The organism is Streptomyces clavifer, from assembly GCF_036345975.1.
In the GTDB taxonomy this organism is placed as follows: domain Bacteria; phylum Actinomycetota; class Actinomycetes; order Streptomycetales; family Streptomycetaceae; genus Streptomyces; species Streptomyces clavifer.
On record NZ_CP107793.1, the window covers coordinates 7,675,398 to 7,693,742 of the forward strand.

Below are 18,345 nucleotides of genomic sequence, written 5' to 3' on the forward strand. Positions count from 1 at the left end.
CCACGGCACGCACACGGCAATCGGACACACCATCACCGGGGAGCTGAATTCACGTGGCTGACGAGGTACAACTCCGCGAATACCTCAAGAGGGCCATCGCCGACGCCCGGGACGCACGCAAGCGTCTGCGCGAGGTCGAGGACAAGGAACAGGAGCCGATCGCCATCGTCTCCATGGCCTGCCGCTACCCCGGAGGCGTCACCTCGCCCGAGGACCTGTGGCAACTGGTGGCCGACGGAGTCGACGCGGTCTCCTACTTCCCCACCGACCGCGGCTGGGACCTGGAGGGCCTCTACGACCCCGACCCGGAGAAGACCGGCACCTCCTACTCCCGTGAGGGCGGATTCCTCTACGACGCCGACCTCTTCGACCCCGAACTGTTCGGGATGTCCCCACGCGAGGCCCTGGCGGCCGACCCCCAGCAGCGACTCCTCCTGGAGACCGCCTGGGAGGCCTTCGAACGGGCCGGCATCGACCCGGTCTCGCTCAAGGGCACCCGGACCGGCGTGTTCGCCGGCATCATGTACAACGACTACGGCTCACGCCCCCACCTCCCCCCGGAGGACTTCGAGGGCTACCTGTTCAGCGGCAGCGCGGGCTCCATCGCCTCGGGCCGCGTCGCCTACACGTACGGCCTCGAAGGCCCGGCCGTCACCATCGACACCGCCTGCTCCTCCTCCCTCGTCGCCCTGCACCTCGCGGCCAGCGCCCTGCGCCGCGGCGAGTGCGACCTGGCCCTCGCCGGCGGCGCCACCGTGATGTCGACACCGGTCGCCTTCGTCGAGTTCTCCCGGCTGCGCGGACTGGCGGCCGACGGCCGCAGCAAGTCCTTCTCCGCAGCCGCGGACGGCACCGGCTGGGCCGAGGGAGTGGGCCTCCTCCTCGTGGAGAAGCTGTCCGACGCCCGCCGCAACGGCCACCGGGTCCTGGCCGTCATGCGCGGCTCCGCCGTCAACCAGGACGGTGCCTCCAACGGTCTGACCGCCCCCAACGGCCCCTCCCAGGAGCGCGTCATCCGCCAGGCCCTGGCCGCCGCGGGCCTCACCCCCGCCGACGTGGACGTCGTCGAGGCGCACGGCACCGGCACCCGCCTCGGCGACCCCATCGAGGCACAGGCGCTGCTGGCCACCTACGGGCAGGAACGGCCGCACGGCCGTCCCCTCCACCTCGGCTCCCTCAAGTCGAACATCGCCCACGCCCAGGCCGCGGCCGGCGTCGGCGGCATCATCAAGATGATCCAGGCCATGGAGCACGGCGTGCTGCCCCGCACCCTGCACAGCGATCAGCCCACCACCCACGTCGAATGGGACGCGGGAGCCGTCTCCCTGCTCAACGAGGCCAGGCCCTGGCCCGACACCGGGGCCCCGCGCCGCGCGGCCGTCTCCTCGTTCGGCTTCGGCGGCACGAACGCCCACGTGATCATCGAGGAGCCGCCCCCGGCCGAAGGAACCACGGACGGCCCCCCGCGGACGGTGACGCTCCCCGTCATGCCGTGGATCGTCTCCGGCGGGACCGCCACCGCCCTGCGGGACCAGGCGCGACGGCTGAACGCCCGCCTCACCGCGGACCTCGACGTGTCCCCGCTGGATGTGGGTTTCTCCCTGGCGGCGGGGAGGGCGGTTCTGGAGCATCGTGCGGTGGTGACGGGGCGGGACCGTGGGGAGTTGCTGGCGGGGGTGCGTGCGCTGGCGGAGGGCGGGACGGCTCCGGGTGTGGTGCGTGGTGAGCGTGCCGGTGGCCGGTTGGGTTTTCTGTTTACGGGTCAGGGTGCGCAGCGGGTGGGGATGGGGGTGGGTTTGTGTGGGGTGTTTCCGGTGTTTGCGGGGGTGTTTGATGAGGTGTGTGGGTTGTTTGATGAGGTTTTGGGTGGTTCGTTGCGTGGGGTGATTGTGTCGGGTGTGGGTCTGGATGAGACGGGGTGGGCTCAGCCGGCGTTGTTCGCGGTGGAGGTTGCTTTGTTTCGTTTGGTGGAGTCGTGGGGTGTGTGTCCTGATTTTGTGGTGGGGCATTCGGTGGGTGAGGTGGTGGCGGCTCATGTGGCGGGGGTGTTGTCGCTTGAGGATGCGGTGGGGTTGGTGGTGGCGCGTGCGGGGTTGATGCAGGCGTTGCCGGTGGGTGGGGCGATGGTCGCGGTCCGGGCGGGGGAGGAGGAGGTTCTGGCTGTGCTGGGGGGTCGGGACGGGGTTGCTGTTGCTGCGGTGAATGGTGCGGGGTCGGTGGTGGTCTCGGGTGTGGAGGCCGGTGTGTTGGAGGTGGTGGCGGAGCTTGAGGGGAGGGGTTTCGGGTCGAGGCGGTTGCGGGTGAGTCATGCGTTTCATTCGCCGTTGATGGATCCGATGTTGGAGGAGTTCGGGGCTGCGTTGGCGGGGGTTTCGTTCGGGGTGCCGCGGGTGGGTGTGGTGTCGACGCTGACGGGCCGGGTGGCGGTGGGTGAGGACCTGCGGTCGGCGGGGTATTGGGTGGATCAGGTGCGTGGGACGGTGCGTTTCGCTGACGCGGTCGACACGATGGCCGCTCAGGGAGTGACGTCGTTTCTGGAGATCGGGCCCGACGCGGTGCTGTCGGTGCTGGCGCAGGGTGCGGTTCCGGCGTTGCGCCGGGACCGTGACGAGGTGGTGTCGCTGCTGTCGGCGGTGGGTGCCCTGTTCACGCGGGGTGTGCCGGTGGACTGGCGGGCCCTGTATGCGGGGACCGGTGCCCGTCGGGTACCGCTGCCCACCTACGCCTTCCAACGCCAACGCTACTGGCTCGAACCCGGACCCGTCCCCGGGGCCCACAGCCACGACGCCCCCACCACCGGCCACCCCGTCCTCGGATCACCCATCACCGTGGCCGGCTTCAACCAGATTTTGTTCACCAGCCGCCTCTCCCTGCAGAGCCACCCCTGGCTCGCCGACCACGTCGTGCTCGGCTCACCCGTCCTCCCGGCATCGGCCCTGGTCGAACTCGCCATCCACGCAGGCGACCTGATCGGCCACCCGGCACTCGACGAACTCAACCTCCAGGTCCCCCTGGTACTCCCGCACGAAGGCAACATCCAGCTCCAGGTCAGGGCCGGAACCCCGGACGACACCGGACGGCACTGCCTGTGCCTCTACTCCCGCCCCGACGACTTCGACGCACCATGGACCATGCACGCGGAGGGCTGGTACCTCACCGAGGAGCCCGAGACCGCAGCCTCCCTCGCCTGGGACGACAAAACGACCGGCCGGACCACGGAGATCCAGCTCCCCGAAGGCCTCCGCACCGACGCCGGTCGGTACGGACTGCACCCCGTCCTGCTGCAGGCAGCCCTGCCCACCCGCCCCGAAGACCCGGCATCCGGCACCGTCCCGGTCCCCGCCGACTGGTACGGCGTACGCCTCCACGCCACCGGAGCCACCGCCGTCAAGGCACGGGTCGCAGAGATCAACGACGACTCCTACTCACTCCAACTCGCCGACGCGGCCGGCAACCTGGTCGTCTCGGTGGAGTCCGTCGTCTTCCGCGACATACCCAACGAACAGTTCACAGCCGCCGTCGGCGGCGACAGCACAGGACGCGAATCCCTCTTCCACCTCGACTGGACCCCCACCGCACTGCCGGAGACCGCCCCACCGCCCGCCTGGGCCGTCCTGGACCCCGACACCACCGGCGAAAACCGCTACCCGCACCCCCGAGCCGTGGCCGACGCCCTGGCCTCCGGCACCCACCTCGACGCGGTCCTGCTGCCCTGGCCCCCCGAACACCCCGGCACCGACCGGATCGCCGCCACCCACACAGCCACCCGCACCATGCTGAAGCTGGTGCGCGAGTGGCTGGCCGACGAGCGCCTGGAGGAGACCCGGCTCGTGGTCGTCACCTCGGGAGCGGTCGCCACCCGCGACGGAGAAGACGTCACCGACCTCGCCGGCGCCGCCGTCCGGGGCCTGCTCCGCTCCGCCCAGTCGGAAGCCCCCGACCGCATCGTCCTCATCGACACCGACACCGACACCACGGCCCACGCCGACATCACCGCCCCCCAGGCACTGCCCGCCCTCCTCGCCGCCGGCGAACCCCAGGCCGCCCTGCGCGAAGGCAGGACACTCCTGCCCCGCCTACGACGAGTCCCCGCCACCGGCACACATACCGGCCGGGCCCCCGTCTGGAAGCACGGCACCGTCCTCATCACCGGCGGCACCGGCACCCTCGGCGCCGAATTCGCCCGCCACCTCGTCGCCGAACACGGCGCCACCCGCCTCCTGCTGCTCTCCCGCACCGGGGAACAGGCCGACGGCGCGGCAGGCCTCCTGGACGACCTGCGGGGCATCGGCGCCCACGTCACCGTCGCCACCTGCGACGCAAGCGATCGCGACGCACTCGCCCGGGTACTCGCCGACATCCCGCAGGAACACCCGCTGACCGCGGTCGTGCACACCGCCGGCGTACTCGACAACGGGCTGATCCCCGCACTCACCGACGACGGACTCACCGACGTACTGCGACCCAAGGCGGACGCCGCCTGGCACCTGCACGAGCTGACCCGGGACCTGGAACTCGAGGCGTTCGTGACGTTCTCCTCCACCGTGGGCGTCCTGGGCGGCCCCGGCCAGGCCAACTACGCGGCAGCCAACGCCTTCCTGGACGCCCTCGCCGCACACCGGCACGCCCAGGACCTGCCGGCGACCTCCATCGCCTGGAGCCTGTGGCAACTGGGCGGCATCAACGCCCACCTGACCGAGAGCGACCTCAACCGCTTCGCCCGCGACGGCTTCCGGCCGATCGCACGCGTCGAAGGCCTCGCCCTGTTCGACCGGGCCACCGCCGACAGCCGGGCCGCCCTCGTCGCGACACCGATCGGTGTGTCCGCGGTACGGGCCCAGACCCGGATCCCCGCCCTGCTGAGCGAACTCGCGGCACTACCGGGCCGGCGCGTCGCCCACTCCGGACCCGCCGGCCCCTCCGCCGACGACCCGGCGGCCGGCCTCGCCGCACGACTGGGCGAACTGAGCGAGGCGGAACAGGAACACCTGCTCCTCACCCTCGTACGCACCGATGTCGCCGCGGTCCTCGGCCGTAACGACGCCCAGTCCATCGCACCGGGACGAGCCTTCCAGGACCTGGGCTTCGACTCCCTCACCGCGGTCGACCTGCGCAACCGGATCGGCACCGCCACCGGGGTCAAGCTCCCCGCCACCCTCGTGTTCGACCACCCCACCCCCGCCGCCCTCGTCGGATACCTGCGGGACCGCCTCACACCGCAGGAACCGGACGCCCACCGGACACTGCTCGACGAACTGGACCGGATGGAACGGACGCTGGCCGCCGCACCCCAGGACGACCAGGGCCGCTCCGCCGTCTCCGCCCGCCTGCGGGCACTGCTGTCCCGAGTCGAGGAGACCGGCGCCACGGCCCCGGCGCCCGGGACCGGCCTGCCCGACCCGTCCGACGCCATCGAGTCGGCCTCCGTCGACGAACTCCTCAGCTTCATCGACAACGAACTCGGCAACCCCGCCACCTAGCGACCGGTCCGCCCCGGTGGCGGACACGGAACCCCAAGCCGGTCCGGCGGCCCCTCGCCGGACCGGCCGGCCCCCTGCCACTCAGCCTTCCGCCCGAGGAGCATCAACCCGATGTCCAACCCGTCGAACGAAGAGAAGCTGGTCGAGTACCTCAAGCGGGTCACGGTCGACCTGCAGAAGGCCAACCGCAAGATCGCCGCACTCGAGGCGGCCGAGTCCGAGCCGATCGCCGTCGTCGGCATGGCCTGCCGCTTCCCCGGCGGAGTGACGTCCCCCGACGGACTGTGGCACCTGGTCGACTCCGGAACCGACGCCATCACCGACTTCCCCACCGACCGCGGCTGGGACCTGGAGGGCCTCTACGACCCCGACCCGGGCCACCTGGGCACCTCCTACACCCGCCAGGCCGGCTTCCTGCACGACGCCGCCCTCTTCGACGCCGCGTTCTTCGGGATCTCGCCCCGCGAGGCCCTCGCCATGGACCCCCAGCAGCGCCTCCTCCTGGAGACCTCCTGGGAAGCGCTCGAGCAGGCCGGCATCGACCCCGACACCCTGCGCGGCAGCCGCACCGGCGTCTTCGCCGGGATCATCGAGCAGAGCTACCTCGGCCTGCACGGACCCGAGGAGTTCGAGGGCTATCTGCTGACCAGCAAACTCAGCAGCGTCGCCTCCGGCCGGGTCGCCTACAGCCTCGGCCTCGAAGGCCCCGCCCTCTCCGTCGACACCGCCTGCTCCTCCTCCCTCGTCGCCCTCCACCTCGCGATCCAGTCGCTGCGCTCCGGCGAGTCCGACCTCGCCCTGGCCGGCGGCGTCACGGTCACCGCGACCCCCGGCGGATTCATCGACTTCTCCCGGCAGAGCGGCCTGGCGCCCGACGGCCGCATCAAGTCCTTCTCCGCCGACGCGGACGGCACCTCGTGGTCGGAGGGCGTCGGCATGCTCGTCGTGGAGAAGCTGTCCGACGCCCGCCGCAACGGCCACCGGGTCCTCGCCGTGGTCCGCGGCTCCGCCGTCAACCAGGACGGTGCCTCCAACGGCCTGACCGCCCCCAACGGCCCCTCCCAGGAACGCGTCATCCGCCAGGCCCTCGCCGACGCCCGCCTGACCACCGCCGACGTGGACGCCGTCGAGGCACACGGCACCGGCACCCGCCTCGGCGACCCCATCGAGGCACAGGCGATCCTCGCCACCTACGGGCAGGGCCGCCCCGAAGGCCGTCCCCTCTACCTCGGCTCCCTCAAGTCGAACATCGGGCACACCGTCGCCGCCGCCGGCGTCGGCGGCGTCATCAAGATGATCCAGGCCATGGAGCACGGCGTGCTGCCCCGCACCCTGCACGTGGAGAGCCCCACACCGATGGCGGACTGGGACTCCGGCGCCGTCGAACTGCTCACCGGGGCCCGCGCATGGCCGGCCACCGACCGCGCCCGCCGGGCCGCCGTCTCCGCCTTCGGCGTCAGCGGCACCAACGCCCACGTGATCATCGAGCAGCCGCCCGCGGAGGAGCCTGCCGAGCCGGCGCCGGCCGGGACGGCCGGCCTGCCCGTGATCCCCTGGCCGATCTCGGGCAGGACACCGCAGGCCCTGCGGGAGCAGGCCCGCCGCCTCCTCGACCACATCTCGGCCGACACGAGCCTCTCCCCGCTGGATGTGGGTTTCTCCCTGGCGGCGGGGAGGGCGGTTCTGGAGCATCGTGCGGTGGTGACGGGGCGGGACCGTGGGGAGTTGCTGGCGGGGGTGCGCGCGCTGGCGGACGGCGAACAGGGGGCCGGTGTGGTGACGGGGGCGGTTGAGGACGGTCGGTTGGGTTTTCTGTTTACGGGTCAGGGTGCGCAGCGGGTGGGGATGGGGGTGGGTTTGTGTGGGGTGTTTCCGGTGTTTGCGGGGGTGTTTGATGAGGTGTGTGGGTTGTTTGATGAGGTTTTGGGTGGTTCGTTGCGTGGGGTGATTGTGTCGGGTGTGGGTCTGGATGAGACGGGGTGGGCTCAGCCGGCGTTGTTCGCGGTGGAGGTTGCTTTGTTTCGTTTGGTGGAGTCGTGGGGTGTGTGTCCTGATTTTGTGGTGGGGCATTCGGTGGGTGAGGTGGTGGCGGCTCATGTGGCGGGGGTGTTGTCGCTTGAGGATGCGGTGGGGTTGGTGGTGGCGCGTGCGGGGTTGATGCAGGCGTTGCCGGTGGGTGGGGCGATGGTCGCGGTCCGGGCGGGGGAGGAGGAGGTTGTTTCCCTGCTGGGGGGTCGGGCCGGGGTGGCTGTTGCTGCGGTGAATGGTGCGGGGTCGGTGGTGGTCTCGGGTGTGGAGGCCGGTGTGCTGGAGGTGGTGGCGGAGCTTGAGGGGAGGGGGTTCGGGTCGAGGCGGTTGCGGGTGAGTCATGCGTTTCATTCGCCGTTGATGGATCCGATGCTGGAGGAGTTCGGGGCTGCGTTGGCGGGGGTTTCGTTCGGGGTGCCGCGTTTTGGTGTGGTGTCGACGCTGACGGGCCGGGTGGCGGTGGGTGAGGAGTTGCGGTCGGCGGGGTATTGGGTGGATCAGGTGCGTGGGACGGTGCGTTTCGCTGACGCGGTCGACACGATGGCCGCCCAGGGAGTAACCGTCACGCTGGAAATCGGACCCGACAGCACCCTCTCCGCCCTCGCGGCCGACCTCGTCCCCACCACCGTCGCCCTTGCCCGCCGCGACCGCCCCGAGACCGATACGGTCGTCACGGCACTCGGCCTCCTCCACCAGCACGGCGTCCCCGTCGACTGGAAGGCGTTCTTCTCCGGCACCGGTGCCCGCCGGATCCCACTGCCCACCTACGCCTTCCAGCACCAGCGCTACTGGATCGACTCGGCGGCCGCAGCCCCCCGCACCGCCGGACACGGCCTCCGCCCGACCGGCCACCCCCTCCTCGGCGCCGCCGTCACCCTCGCGGGCGCCGACCGGACCGTGTTCACCAGCACCTTCTCCGCCCGCACCCACCCCTGGCTCGCCGACCACACCGTCTCCGGTTCCGTGGTGCTGGCCCCCGCAGCGCTCGTCGAGCTGGCCGTCCGGGCCGGCGACGAGTCCGGGGCCACCACCCTCGACGAATTCGTCATGGACACCCCGTTCGTCCTCGGCAAGGCCCGCACCCACCAGCTCCAGGTCGAGGTCGGCGCCCCCGACCCCACAGGCCGCCGCCCGGTCACCGTGCACGGCCGCCCCGACGACCCCGACGCACCGTGGACCATGCACGCCCACGGCACGCTCGGCGTCACCGCCCAGGGCCCCGCGTTCGAGCCGGCCCCGTGGCCGCCCGCCGACGCCGAGGAGATCGCCCTCGACGAGCTGCACGCCGGACTCGCCGAAGCAGGCCTCGCATACGGGCCCACCTTCCAGGTCCTCACAGCCGCCTGGCGCCGCGGCGGCGAACTCTTCGCCGAAGCCGCCCTGCCCCAGCCGACCGGCACCGACGGCTTCACCCTGCACCCCGCACTCCTCGACGCGGCGGTACGCCCCCTCCTGCCCGCCGTGACGAAGGGGAGCCCGCTCGTCGGCCACTGGCACGGCGTACGGCTCTACGCGACCGGTGCCACCACACTCCGGATCGGCATCACGCCGGGGGACGGCGGCGCACGCATAGAAATAGCCGACCCTTCCGGACAGCCCGTGGCCCTCATCACCGCGGCGTCGGCGCGCGGTGTCGAGGACCGCGCGTTCGCGGCGGCCGCCGACCGGCACGACGACGCGCTGTTCCACATGGGCTGGACGCCCCTGGCCGTAGAAGCGGCGGAGGGCATCACCCCCGCCGCACTCGGCGACGACGGCGACTTCACCAGCCCCGCCGAAGTCGCCGCGGCCGTCGCCGCCGGCCGGACAGTCCCCCTGGTCGTGCTCCGCACCCGGCCGGAACCGGCGGGCTCCCTGCCCGGCTCGGTCCACGCCACGACGGAGAAGGTCCTGAAGCTGGTGCGCGAGTGGCTGGCCGACGAGCGCCTGGAGGAGACCCGGCTCGTGGTCGTCACCTCGGGAGCGGTCGCCACCCGTGAGGGGGAGGACGTCACCGACCTGGCCGGCGCCGCCGTCTGGGGCCTGCTCCGCTCCGCCCAGTCGGAAGCCCCCGACCGCATCGTCCTCATCGACACCGACACCGACACCACGCCGGCCCGCACCGACACCGGCACGGCCCGCCGACCCTGCCCCGCGAACGGCGGGCACGTCGTCGCCCTCGCCGCCTCCGGTGAACCCCAGGCCGCCCTGCGCGCCGGACAGGTGTACGTCCCCCGCCTCGCACGGGCCGTCACCCCCCGCCCCGGCACCGCCCCGGCCTGGAACCCCGACGGCACGGTCCTGATCACCGGCGGAACCGGCAGCCTCGGAGCCCTCTTCGCCCGCCACCTCGTGACCGCACACGGAGTGCGCCACCTCCTGCTCACCAGCCGCACCGGCCCCGCGGCCGCCGGCGCCCAGGAACTGTCGGCCGAACTGACCGCCCTCGGAGCCCGGGTCACCATCGCCGCCTGCGACACGGCCGACCACACGGCACTCGCCGAACTCCTCGGCACGATCCCCGACAGCCTCCCGCTCACCGGCGTCGTGCACGCCGCCGGCGTCCTGGACGACGGCCTCGTCACCACCCTCACCCCCGAACGGCTGCACCGCGTGCTGCGCCCCAAGGCCGATACCGCCTGGAACCTGCACCGCCTCACCCAGGACAAGGAGCTCACCGCTTTCGTCCTCTTCTCCTCCATCGCCGCGGTCGTCGGCGGCCCCGGCCAGTCCAACTACGCCGCCGCCAACCAGTTCCTGGACGCCCTCGCCCAGCACCGGCACGCACACGGGATGCCCGCCACCTCCGTCGCCTGGGGGCTCTGGGAGCAGTCCGGCGGCATGAGCGGCCACCTCGGCGAGAGCGACCTCGCCCGCATCGCCCGCAGCGGATTCCGCCCCGTCCCCCAGGACCAGGGACCCGCCCTGCTCGACCGGGCGATCGCCCTCGGGCACCCGGCCGTCGTCGCGACCCCCCTGGACATCGCCGTCCTGCGCGAACAGCCCGGCCGCATCCCGGCAGTCCTCACCGGTCTCGCACCCGCCCCCGCACGCCGGACCGCCGTCGAGAAGGGCACACCCGCAACCGCCTCGCTCGCCGACCTGGTCGCCGGGCTCGAGGGGCCAGAGCGCGAACAGGCCGTCCTGGAAGCGGTTCTCGACCTCAGCGCGGCCGTACTCGGCCACGCCGACACCTCCGGCATCCAGGCCGGACAGCCGTTGACGAAACTGGGCTTCGACTCGCTGACCTCCGTCGATCTCCGCAACCGGCTGAGCGCCCTGGCCGGCTCCAAACTGCCCGCCACACTGGTCTTCGACCACCCCACCCCCGCCGCCCTCGCCGCCTTCGTCTGCGGGCAGCTCGCCGGCGGGCCCGGCCCGGACACCACCCCGGCCCCGCCCACCGTGGACTTCGCGGCCGAGGCGCGCCTCGCCGACGACATCCGCCCTGCGGCCGGGACCGTACGGCCGGCCGAGGAGCCGCACTCGATCCTGCTGACCGGAGCCACCGGCTTCCTCGGCGCCTTCCTGCTGCGCGACCTGATGCGGACGACCACGGCGACCATCCACTGCCTGGTCCGCGGCGCCGACCAGGACGAGGCGAGGGACCGGCTGCGGACCAACATGCAGTGGTACCGGCTGTGGGACGAGGTCGACGAGAGCCGGCTCTCCCTCGTCCTGGGCGACCTGGCCGAGGAGCGGCTCGGCCTCACGCAGGAGCGCTTCGACGCCCTGGCCCACACGGTGGACGCCGTCTACCACAACGGCGCCCGGGTCCACTGGCTGCATCCCTACACGGCACTGCGCGACGCCAACGTCCGCGGCACCGAGGAGGTGCTGCGCCTGGCGGCCCGTCACCGCACCGTCCCCGTCCACTACGTGTCCACCGTCGGCGTCTTCGACGGCGTACGGGAGGAGGGCGTCCCCCTGAAGGTGACCGACCCGACGGGCCCCGCCGAGGCACTGCCCAGCGGATACCTCCAGAGCAAGTGGGTCGCCGAGCAGCTCATCGGCACCGCCCGCGACCGGGGGCTGCCCGTCTCCGTCTACCGGGTCGACGTGATCTCCGGAGACACACGCAACGGCGCCTGCCAGACCCGCGACTTCGTATGGCTCAGCCTCAAGGGCATCCTCCAGTCCGCGGCGGTGCCCGGCGGCACCGGTGGCCGCTTCCACCTGCTGCCCGTCGACTACGTCAGCGCCGCCATCACCACCCTCTCCCGGCAGCCGGACACCGCCGGCCGCACGTTCCACCTGTTCAACCAGAGCTCCCTCAGCCTCGCCCAGTGCGTGGAGAACCTGCGGGCGCACGGGTACGCGCTGGACGAGCAGGACTGGCCCAGCTGGAACGAGAGGGTCAGCGCGAGCAGCGACAACGCACTGCGTCCGCTGCTCCACGCCTTCGAGATGATGACCTCGGACACCGACGGCTTCTACCCGCCGATCGACACCTCGGAGACCCTCGCGGCGCTCGCCGGGACAGGCGTCGACTGCCCGCCGCTCACCGACGGCCTCTTCGCCCGGTACGTCGACTTCTTCGTCGAGGTGGGCCACTTCCCACCCGCGCCGGGCAGGGAGCAGGCGCGCGCCTGACCGGAGGTCCGGGCCGGCAGCCGGGCGAAGCGCCCGGCCCGGACCTCCCCCCGGCACCCTGGGACCCGGAGGAGGCCCGGGGCCCGGGGCCCGGGCCCCGGACCTCCCCCGACCTGACATACCCTGCCCCGGCCTTGCGGGAATGCGGGCCGGCGGCGGACCGCCCGATGGCAGCATCGGCGCCATGAGCGATACGGGTGGATTACTGCGGGACAAGGTCATTCTGGTCATGGGCGCGAGCAGCGGGATAGGCGCGGCAGCCGCGTACCTCTTCGCCCGCGAAGGCGCGTCGGTGGTCCTCGCCGCACGCCGCGAGGAGAGGCTCGCCGCTCTCGTGGCGCAGCTGACCGCCAAGGGGTTCGAGGCCTCCTCGGTGGTGTGCGACGTGACGCGCGCCGACGACGTGCGGCGCGCGGTCGGGCACGCCACGGAACGCCACAGCCGGCTCGACGGTGCCTTCAACAACGCGGGCATCGGCGGGGACCGGGCCCCTCTCCACGAGATGGGGGACGAGGTCTACGACACCATCGTCGACATCAACGTGCGCGGGCTGTGGAACTGCCTGCGCGCCGAGATAGGCGCGATGCTCGCGAGCGGCGGCGGTGCCATCGTCAACAACAGCAGCGTGGGAGGCCTGGTCGCGATACCCACCGCCGCCCCGTACGTGGCGTCCAAGCACGCGGTGGTCGGCTTCACCCGCGCCGCGGCCGACGAGTACGCCCGCCAGGGCATCCGCGTCAACGCGCTGGCGCCCGGTTCGACCCGCAGCGAGATCACGGTGGACTGGTATGCGCGCAACCCCGGCCTGGAGGAGGCGGTCCACGCGGTCACCCCCCAGGGCCGTACCGCCGCACCGGAGGAGGTGGCCGAGGCCGCGGCCTGGCTGCTCAGTGACCGGTCCTCCTACGTCACCGGCACCGTGCTGCCGGTGGACGGCGGTTACGTCAACCGGTGAGCACAGCCCCGGGAACGGGGCGGGGAAACCGAGGAGGGGGCGGTGCCGGTCCGTACGGACCGGCACCGCCCCCTGTGCCGCGGGCCGGATCCTACTGCGCGCAGTCCATGGTGATGGAGAAGGTGCGCTCGCCGCTCTGCACGCCGGTGACCTCGACGCGAACGGTGTCCTCGTCCTTCGCGGGGACGACCGCGGCGTCGATCAGGCACGGCGCGTCGAACTCGACGTAGGAGTCGAAGGTGCTCATGACCCGAACGGGGCCGTGTCCCGGACCGGTGACCGCGTGGGCGGCCTGGTACGCCGCCTCTATCAGCACGAGACCGGGCACATGGTCGACCCGGTGGTCGTACAGCGCGGGGTTGGACACGTCCATGCGCAGTTCCCAGCGGTCCGCAAGCCCCGTGGGAGCCAGCAGGACCTCGTGCTCGTGGGCGCGCCCCACCGTGTGCGGCAGGACGGGGGAGGGAACGACGACCTCCCCCCACGGGACCTCGGCGTGTGCCCCGCGCAGCCGGCGGTAGGCGCCCGGGGCGATCCAGCTGAAGTCGAGGAGCGACTCCGCGACCAGCCGGCCTTCCGAGAGGATCGACAGCTCGACCCGCAGTGACCTGGGGTTGTTCGGCTTGAACGTCAGAAGAACGAACAGGTTGTCCGGTTTATTTTTTGGATCGTAAAAATCGCTGGAGACACTGAAGTCCATCCACTCCATCAGCGTCTGGTGCGGAAGCGGAACCGAGAGTTCGGCGTGCCCGATGAGCAGGCAGCTCTGCCGGATCGTCTGGGCGAGCAGTAACTGCACCGAGTCTCCGAAGAATCCGCCCCGGGGCCAGTGCGCGCTCACGGCGTAGCGGCCGGATCCGAGGGTGGACCAGTTCGTGAGGAGGACGGCTTCCGTCCGGTGCAGGTGGATGAACTCTTTGGGGATGCGCTGTACGGGTGCCGCGATCCGGCGGACTACGTGGCTGTGTCTCTGGCGATCGGAAAGCAGTGTCTTGGGCATGATCCCCCCCTGGGTCAGGCCGAGATGAGGCGCCGGGGTTCGGCACGGGATAATATACCGCGCAAGCGGTCCTTTTTTCGATAGGTAAGAACACAAACACCAGGGGTGACTGTGGCGCAGCAGGAACGAGCGATCCGGACCCGAAGGGTCATCCTGGCGACGGCCGCCGAGATCTTCGACGAGCGCGGCTACGAGTCGACGACCATCGCCGAGATCCTGGAGCGGGCCGACGTGACCAAGGGGGCCCTGTACTTCCACTTCCCGTCCAAGGAACACCTGGCACGCGGCGTCCTGGCAGCCGCGGTGACCACGGACGGAGTCCGCCCCCAGGCCCTCAAACTGCAGGAACTGATCGACATCGTCCTCCTGCTGGCCTACCGGCTGCCTCGTGAACCCGTACTGAGCGCCGCCCTGCGCATGGCCATCGACCCCCAGTCCCGGCGCCAGTTCGGCACCCGCTGGGTCGACTGGACCGAGCTGCTCACCGCGCTCCTCAAGGAGGCCAAGGAGCGCGGGGAGGTCTGCGCGGACGTCGACGAGACGGAGACCGCCCGCATGCTGGTGTGCTGCTGGACCGGTGTCCAGGTGGTCACCGAGGGCCTTCCCGGGAGTTACGACCTGGCGGGCGAGATCGCCTCCCTCCTGCGGCGTTTCATGCCGACCATCGCGGAACCCGGCGTCATGTCCCGGTTGACGGTCTCGGCCGAGCGGGCGGCCCATCTCCACGACGACATGCCCGCCTGGCGTTCCGAGACGGGGGAATCCGAGTTCGTCGGTCTGACCCCCTGACGTCGAGGGGGCGTTCATCCGGATCGGGCCGAATCCCACATGGGCACCACGACGCCGCCACCGAGCGGCGTGGTGGGACCCGGCGGGACCCGGACCGGGCTGAGCACGCTCTCGTGCAGCCACTGGATGTCGCGCGACGGCTCGAGGCCCAGCTCCTCCCGCAGCAGGCGCCGGACCTTCTGATACGCGTCCAGCGCCTCGGCCCGCCGTCCCGCCTGGTGCAGGGCGGCGATCAACTGACCGTGGAACCACTCGTTGAGCGGGTAGTCGTGCACGAGCGTCCGCAGCTCGGGGATGAGTTCACGAAGCCGTCCGAGCCGCTGCATGGCCTCGACCCGCAGCTCCAGCGCCCTGATCCGCAGCTCCTGCAGGTGGACGATCCTGCCGGCGAGGACATCGCCCGTCGGCACGTTGGAGAGCACGGGGCCGTGCCACAGGTCGAGCGACATGCCGAGGGCGTCGGCGGCGGCCTCGTACCGGCCCGCCCGGAGCTCGCTGTTCCCCCGGGCGACGAGCCGTTCGAAGATCTTGATGTCGATCTCGGAGTCGTCGACGCGCATGGTGTACCCGCCGAACCGGGTGGTCAGCAGGGAGTGCTCGGTGCCGGGACGGGCGTCCTGCGTGAGCAGTCTTCGCGCGTGGTGCACATAGGTCTGCACCGTGTTGAGCGCCGAACGCGGCGGACCGTGCCGCCACAGCTCCTGGATGAAGGTGTCCGGCGTCACGAGGTCGTTGGAATGGGTGAGGAGCACGGCCAGGACCTGGGAGACCTTGGGGCTTCCCACGGGGAGGACGGAACCGTTGTCGGCGATGATCTGTAACGGTCCGATCAGGTTGAATCGCATGAGCACTCTCCTTCGATGCGAACGTCTTCGGCGGTCCGGCGTACGGCGGGCGGCCGGGGGAGAAGAGGGAGGGCCGGCCGGATCAGCCGGCCCCCGGCAGCAGCGGCACCAGGGGCGTCCGGTGCGGTGCCGCGGTGGTGAGGGCCGCCCGCATGTAGGCGAGATGGGCCACCGACGCCAGCGTGATGTGACGGTGCCAGCCCTGGAAGGACCGTCCGGCGAAGTCCCGCAGCCCCACGCGTGAGGCCACCAGGGCATCGTCGCGGTCCACGACCTCGGCGAGCCCGGCCAGCCGCAGCACCCCGGCATGCCCCAGCCGGCTGTCCGCCAGCCACAACCGTGCGGCGGACAGGTCGGATTCGGGCCACTGGGCCACCAGGAGCCGCTGCCCGCCCGCCTCCCGGCCGCCGTCCGGCGCCCCCGGCAGCACGACCGCGACCGCCATGGACAAGCTCCTGCCGCCCGCTGCGGGCCGGGCCCGCCAGAGCTGCCGCATCGAGCCGACGAGCCGGCCCGCGCTGAGTGGCACGTCCCCGTGGCCGGGTAACGCCAAGGGCCCCACCCGCAGCCGGAGGCGCTGCTCGACACGCTGCACCAGAGGGACCCCGGCCCGCCCGAAGCGCCGCACCATACGCAGCGGATCGAGCCCCGGCGCGTCCAGCACCACGGGAAGGGGAACCCCGGAACGAGCGCGCACGGCACGCAGGGCCACGTCGCCCGCGTTCTCCTCCGGACTCAGCGCCCGGCCCGTCGCCGGGATGCGCGCCCGCCGCCGACGCAGCTCCTCGGTCCAGTCGGCCGACAGGGCGAGCTGCCAGTTCACCGGCACACCCGCGGCCGGTGAGACCAGCCAGGCCCCGAAGGACTGCTGCGCGGTGACGGTCCGTCCGAGCTGCGGCGCGAAGTACTCCGCCACACCGACCGAATGCCCGCCCCCCTTGGGGACCACGGTGGGGCGCACCACCCAGGCCCGGGGCCCGAGCAGCTCGTCCGCACGCCGGGCGAGACCGCGGCGCACGGGCTCCCACTCCCACGAGGACTCGCTGATGAAGTGATGGATGCTCTGGCTGCGCGCCGCCTGCCCGCCCAACTGGCTCGCCACGTTGCGCAGGGTCTTGCGCCCGTGCGCGCCCAGCAGCCCGGCCACGTACTCCCCGGCCTTCGACCGCTGGTCGTTCCTCGGCAGGGAGTCGAACAGGTCCATGGGTATCTCGGCGAGCATCTGGTGGAACGAGGGCGAGTGCATGTCCCATAACTCCCTGCGAAACCCTGGTGTCCTGTTTTCGGTCATGGCGCGCCGACGGCAGGCCGCGCCGCGCGCGAAGCCGCGTGGCGAGCCGTCATCAAATGAAACCACACACGCGGTTTGTTGTGTTGTCCTCGTGAAGCCTTACCCGTGCAGAGCGAACCCGCCACCCCCGCCGACCAGGGCGGGGCGACGGGAAAGAACCGGACACCCGCTCCCCCGCGAAAGCCGCGGCCCGCCCCCGGGAGGCCCGCCGCCCCCGGGGCCGTCATGCTGCTGCGGCCACTGACGACGCACGCGACGGGTACGCCGTCCTGCATCACGGTCACGACGAACTGCGCCCACGGGGCCGCCACGCCCACGGGAGCCGGGCAGGGCTGACGCCGCCCGACGGCCGTGCCGCCCACCCCCTGCACCCCCCCACTCCCGCACCTACGAGGAGCACAGGGGCAGGGTGGTGGTGAGCTGGGTCAGGCTGTCGGGGTGGACCCGGATTCCGGGCAGCCAGAGGCGCCTTCCGCCGTGCGTGACCTGGATCCAGATGCTGGTGTGCTTGTGGTTCTCGTCGGTGACGGTGACCCCGTTGGCGACGGTGCAGCGGGCGCGGAGCAGGTCGTGGTGCCAGACACGGTCGGCCGCGTTGGTCGTGACGTAGGGGCGGTAGGGGCTGTAGGCCAGGGAGAGCGCACATGAAGTCGTGCGCGGTTCCTGGCAGACCTCCTCGACGTTGTGGACGAGAACACCCGCATCACCACTCCTGCCCGAACCGCCCTCGGCGCCCCGTGCGCCGGGTGCGGCACCCGGCACCCCCTGCGAGGGAAGCAGGAACAACAGGAGCCCCACCGCCACGAGTCCGCCCGCAGCGGCCGCGGCCACCGCGATGACCCCCCGGCCGGACAACGGCCCACGCCATCGGTGCCACCGGGCCGGGCCGCCGCGGGAGCGTGACGGACCGACAGCATCTTCACCGGCACCCGATTCCTCCGGAGTGCGCCGGACGACCGCGGCGACGGGCTCGTCGGGCGGGGCCTGGCCGGTCGCCTCCCACAGGGCGCGGTACTCGGCAGGATCCGCCCCCAGCGCCCGGCACAGGTCCCTCACCACGGGCCAGGCCGGCACGGTCTCGCCCCGGAAGTAGCGGGAGAGCGACGAGTCGCTGATACGGACCCGGGTCTCCAGGCCGCGCAGTGTGCACCCCGATCGCTGCTGCAGGCTTCGCAGCGCCGCTCCCAGCTTCCGTGCTGCCGCATCACGGTCGGGCCGTTGGCCGGTCATCGAAGTCGCCCTTTCCGCAGGCGGGGCAACGGCGTCCCGCCGCCTGTCCCGCGTCCCGGGACGGATGCGTCCCAGCAGGTCAGGACTGTATTTATCCCGACATCGGTGAAGCAAGCGGGATCTGGTTGTAAAGGTGCGGCTTCCTGCGCAAACTC

At 71.9% G+C, this 18,345-nt stretch carries 7 protein-coding genes and 1 pseudogene; 4 read left to right on the forward strand and 4 right to left on the reverse strand.

Annotated features, from left to right (window positions below):
• Positions 1-71 precede the first annotated feature (71 nt).
• The 3 genes and pseudogenes from OG927_RS33225 to OG927_RS33235 all read left to right on the forward strand — a co-directional run.
• A pseudogene (locus tag OG927_RS33225) lies at positions 72-5,480 on the forward strand (SDR family NAD(P)-dependent oxidoreductase); the annotation flags it as partial.
• 138 nt (positions 5,481-5,618) lie between these two features.
• Complete coding sequence (locus OG927_RS33230; RefSeq protein ID WP_408058136.1) at positions 5,619-12,080, forward strand: thioester reductase domain-containing protein; 6,462 nt, start codon at positions 5,619-5,621, stop codon at positions 12,078-12,080.
• 184 nt (positions 12,081-12,264) lie between these two features.
• Positions 12,265-13,035 (forward strand): SDR family NAD(P)-dependent oxidoreductase, encoded by a 771-nt coding sequence (locus OG927_RS33235; protein WP_056791441.1) that lies wholly within the window; start codon positions 12,265-12,267, stop codon positions 13,033-13,035.
• Between the two features lie 91 nt (positions 13,036-13,126).
• Here OG927_RS33235 and OG927_RS33240 read toward each other — a convergent pair whose 3' ends face one another.
• Positions 13,127-14,035 (reverse strand): ScbA/BarX family gamma-butyrolactone biosynthesis protein, encoded by a 909-nt coding sequence (locus OG927_RS33240; RefSeq protein ID WP_056791265.1) that lies wholly within the window; start codon positions 14,033-14,035, stop codon positions 13,127-13,129.
• Between the two features lie 105 nt (positions 14,036-14,140).
• Between OG927_RS33240 and OG927_RS33245 the strand changes: the two genes are divergently transcribed.
• Entirely contained in the window at positions 14,141-14,824 is a 684-nt protein-coding gene (locus OG927_RS33245) for a ScbR family autoregulator-binding transcription factor (protein WP_241192063.1), read from the forward strand.
• A gap of 14 nt (positions 14,825-14,838) precedes the next feature.
• On the opposite strand, the gene OG927_RS33250 is transcribed toward OG927_RS33245, so the two are convergent.
• From OG927_RS33250 to OG927_RS33260, 3 genes are all read right to left on the reverse strand, one after another.
• Entirely contained in the window at positions 14,839-15,669 is an 831-nt protein-coding gene (locus OG927_RS33250) for an AfsR/SARP family transcriptional regulator (protein WP_056791270.1), read from the reverse strand.
• Between the two features lie 82 nt (positions 15,670-15,751).
• Entirely contained in the window at positions 15,752-16,915 is a 1,164-nt protein-coding gene (locus OG927_RS33255; protein WP_330319465.1) for an IS701 family transposase, read from the reverse strand.
• Positions 16,916-17,347: 432 nt separating this feature from the next.
• Positions 17,348-18,190, reverse strand: coding sequence for a helix-turn-helix domain-containing protein (locus OG927_RS33260; RefSeq protein ID WP_056791275.1), 843 nt, complete (start codon positions 18,188-18,190; stop codon positions 17,348-17,350).
• Positions 18,191-18,345 lie beyond the last annotated feature (155 nt).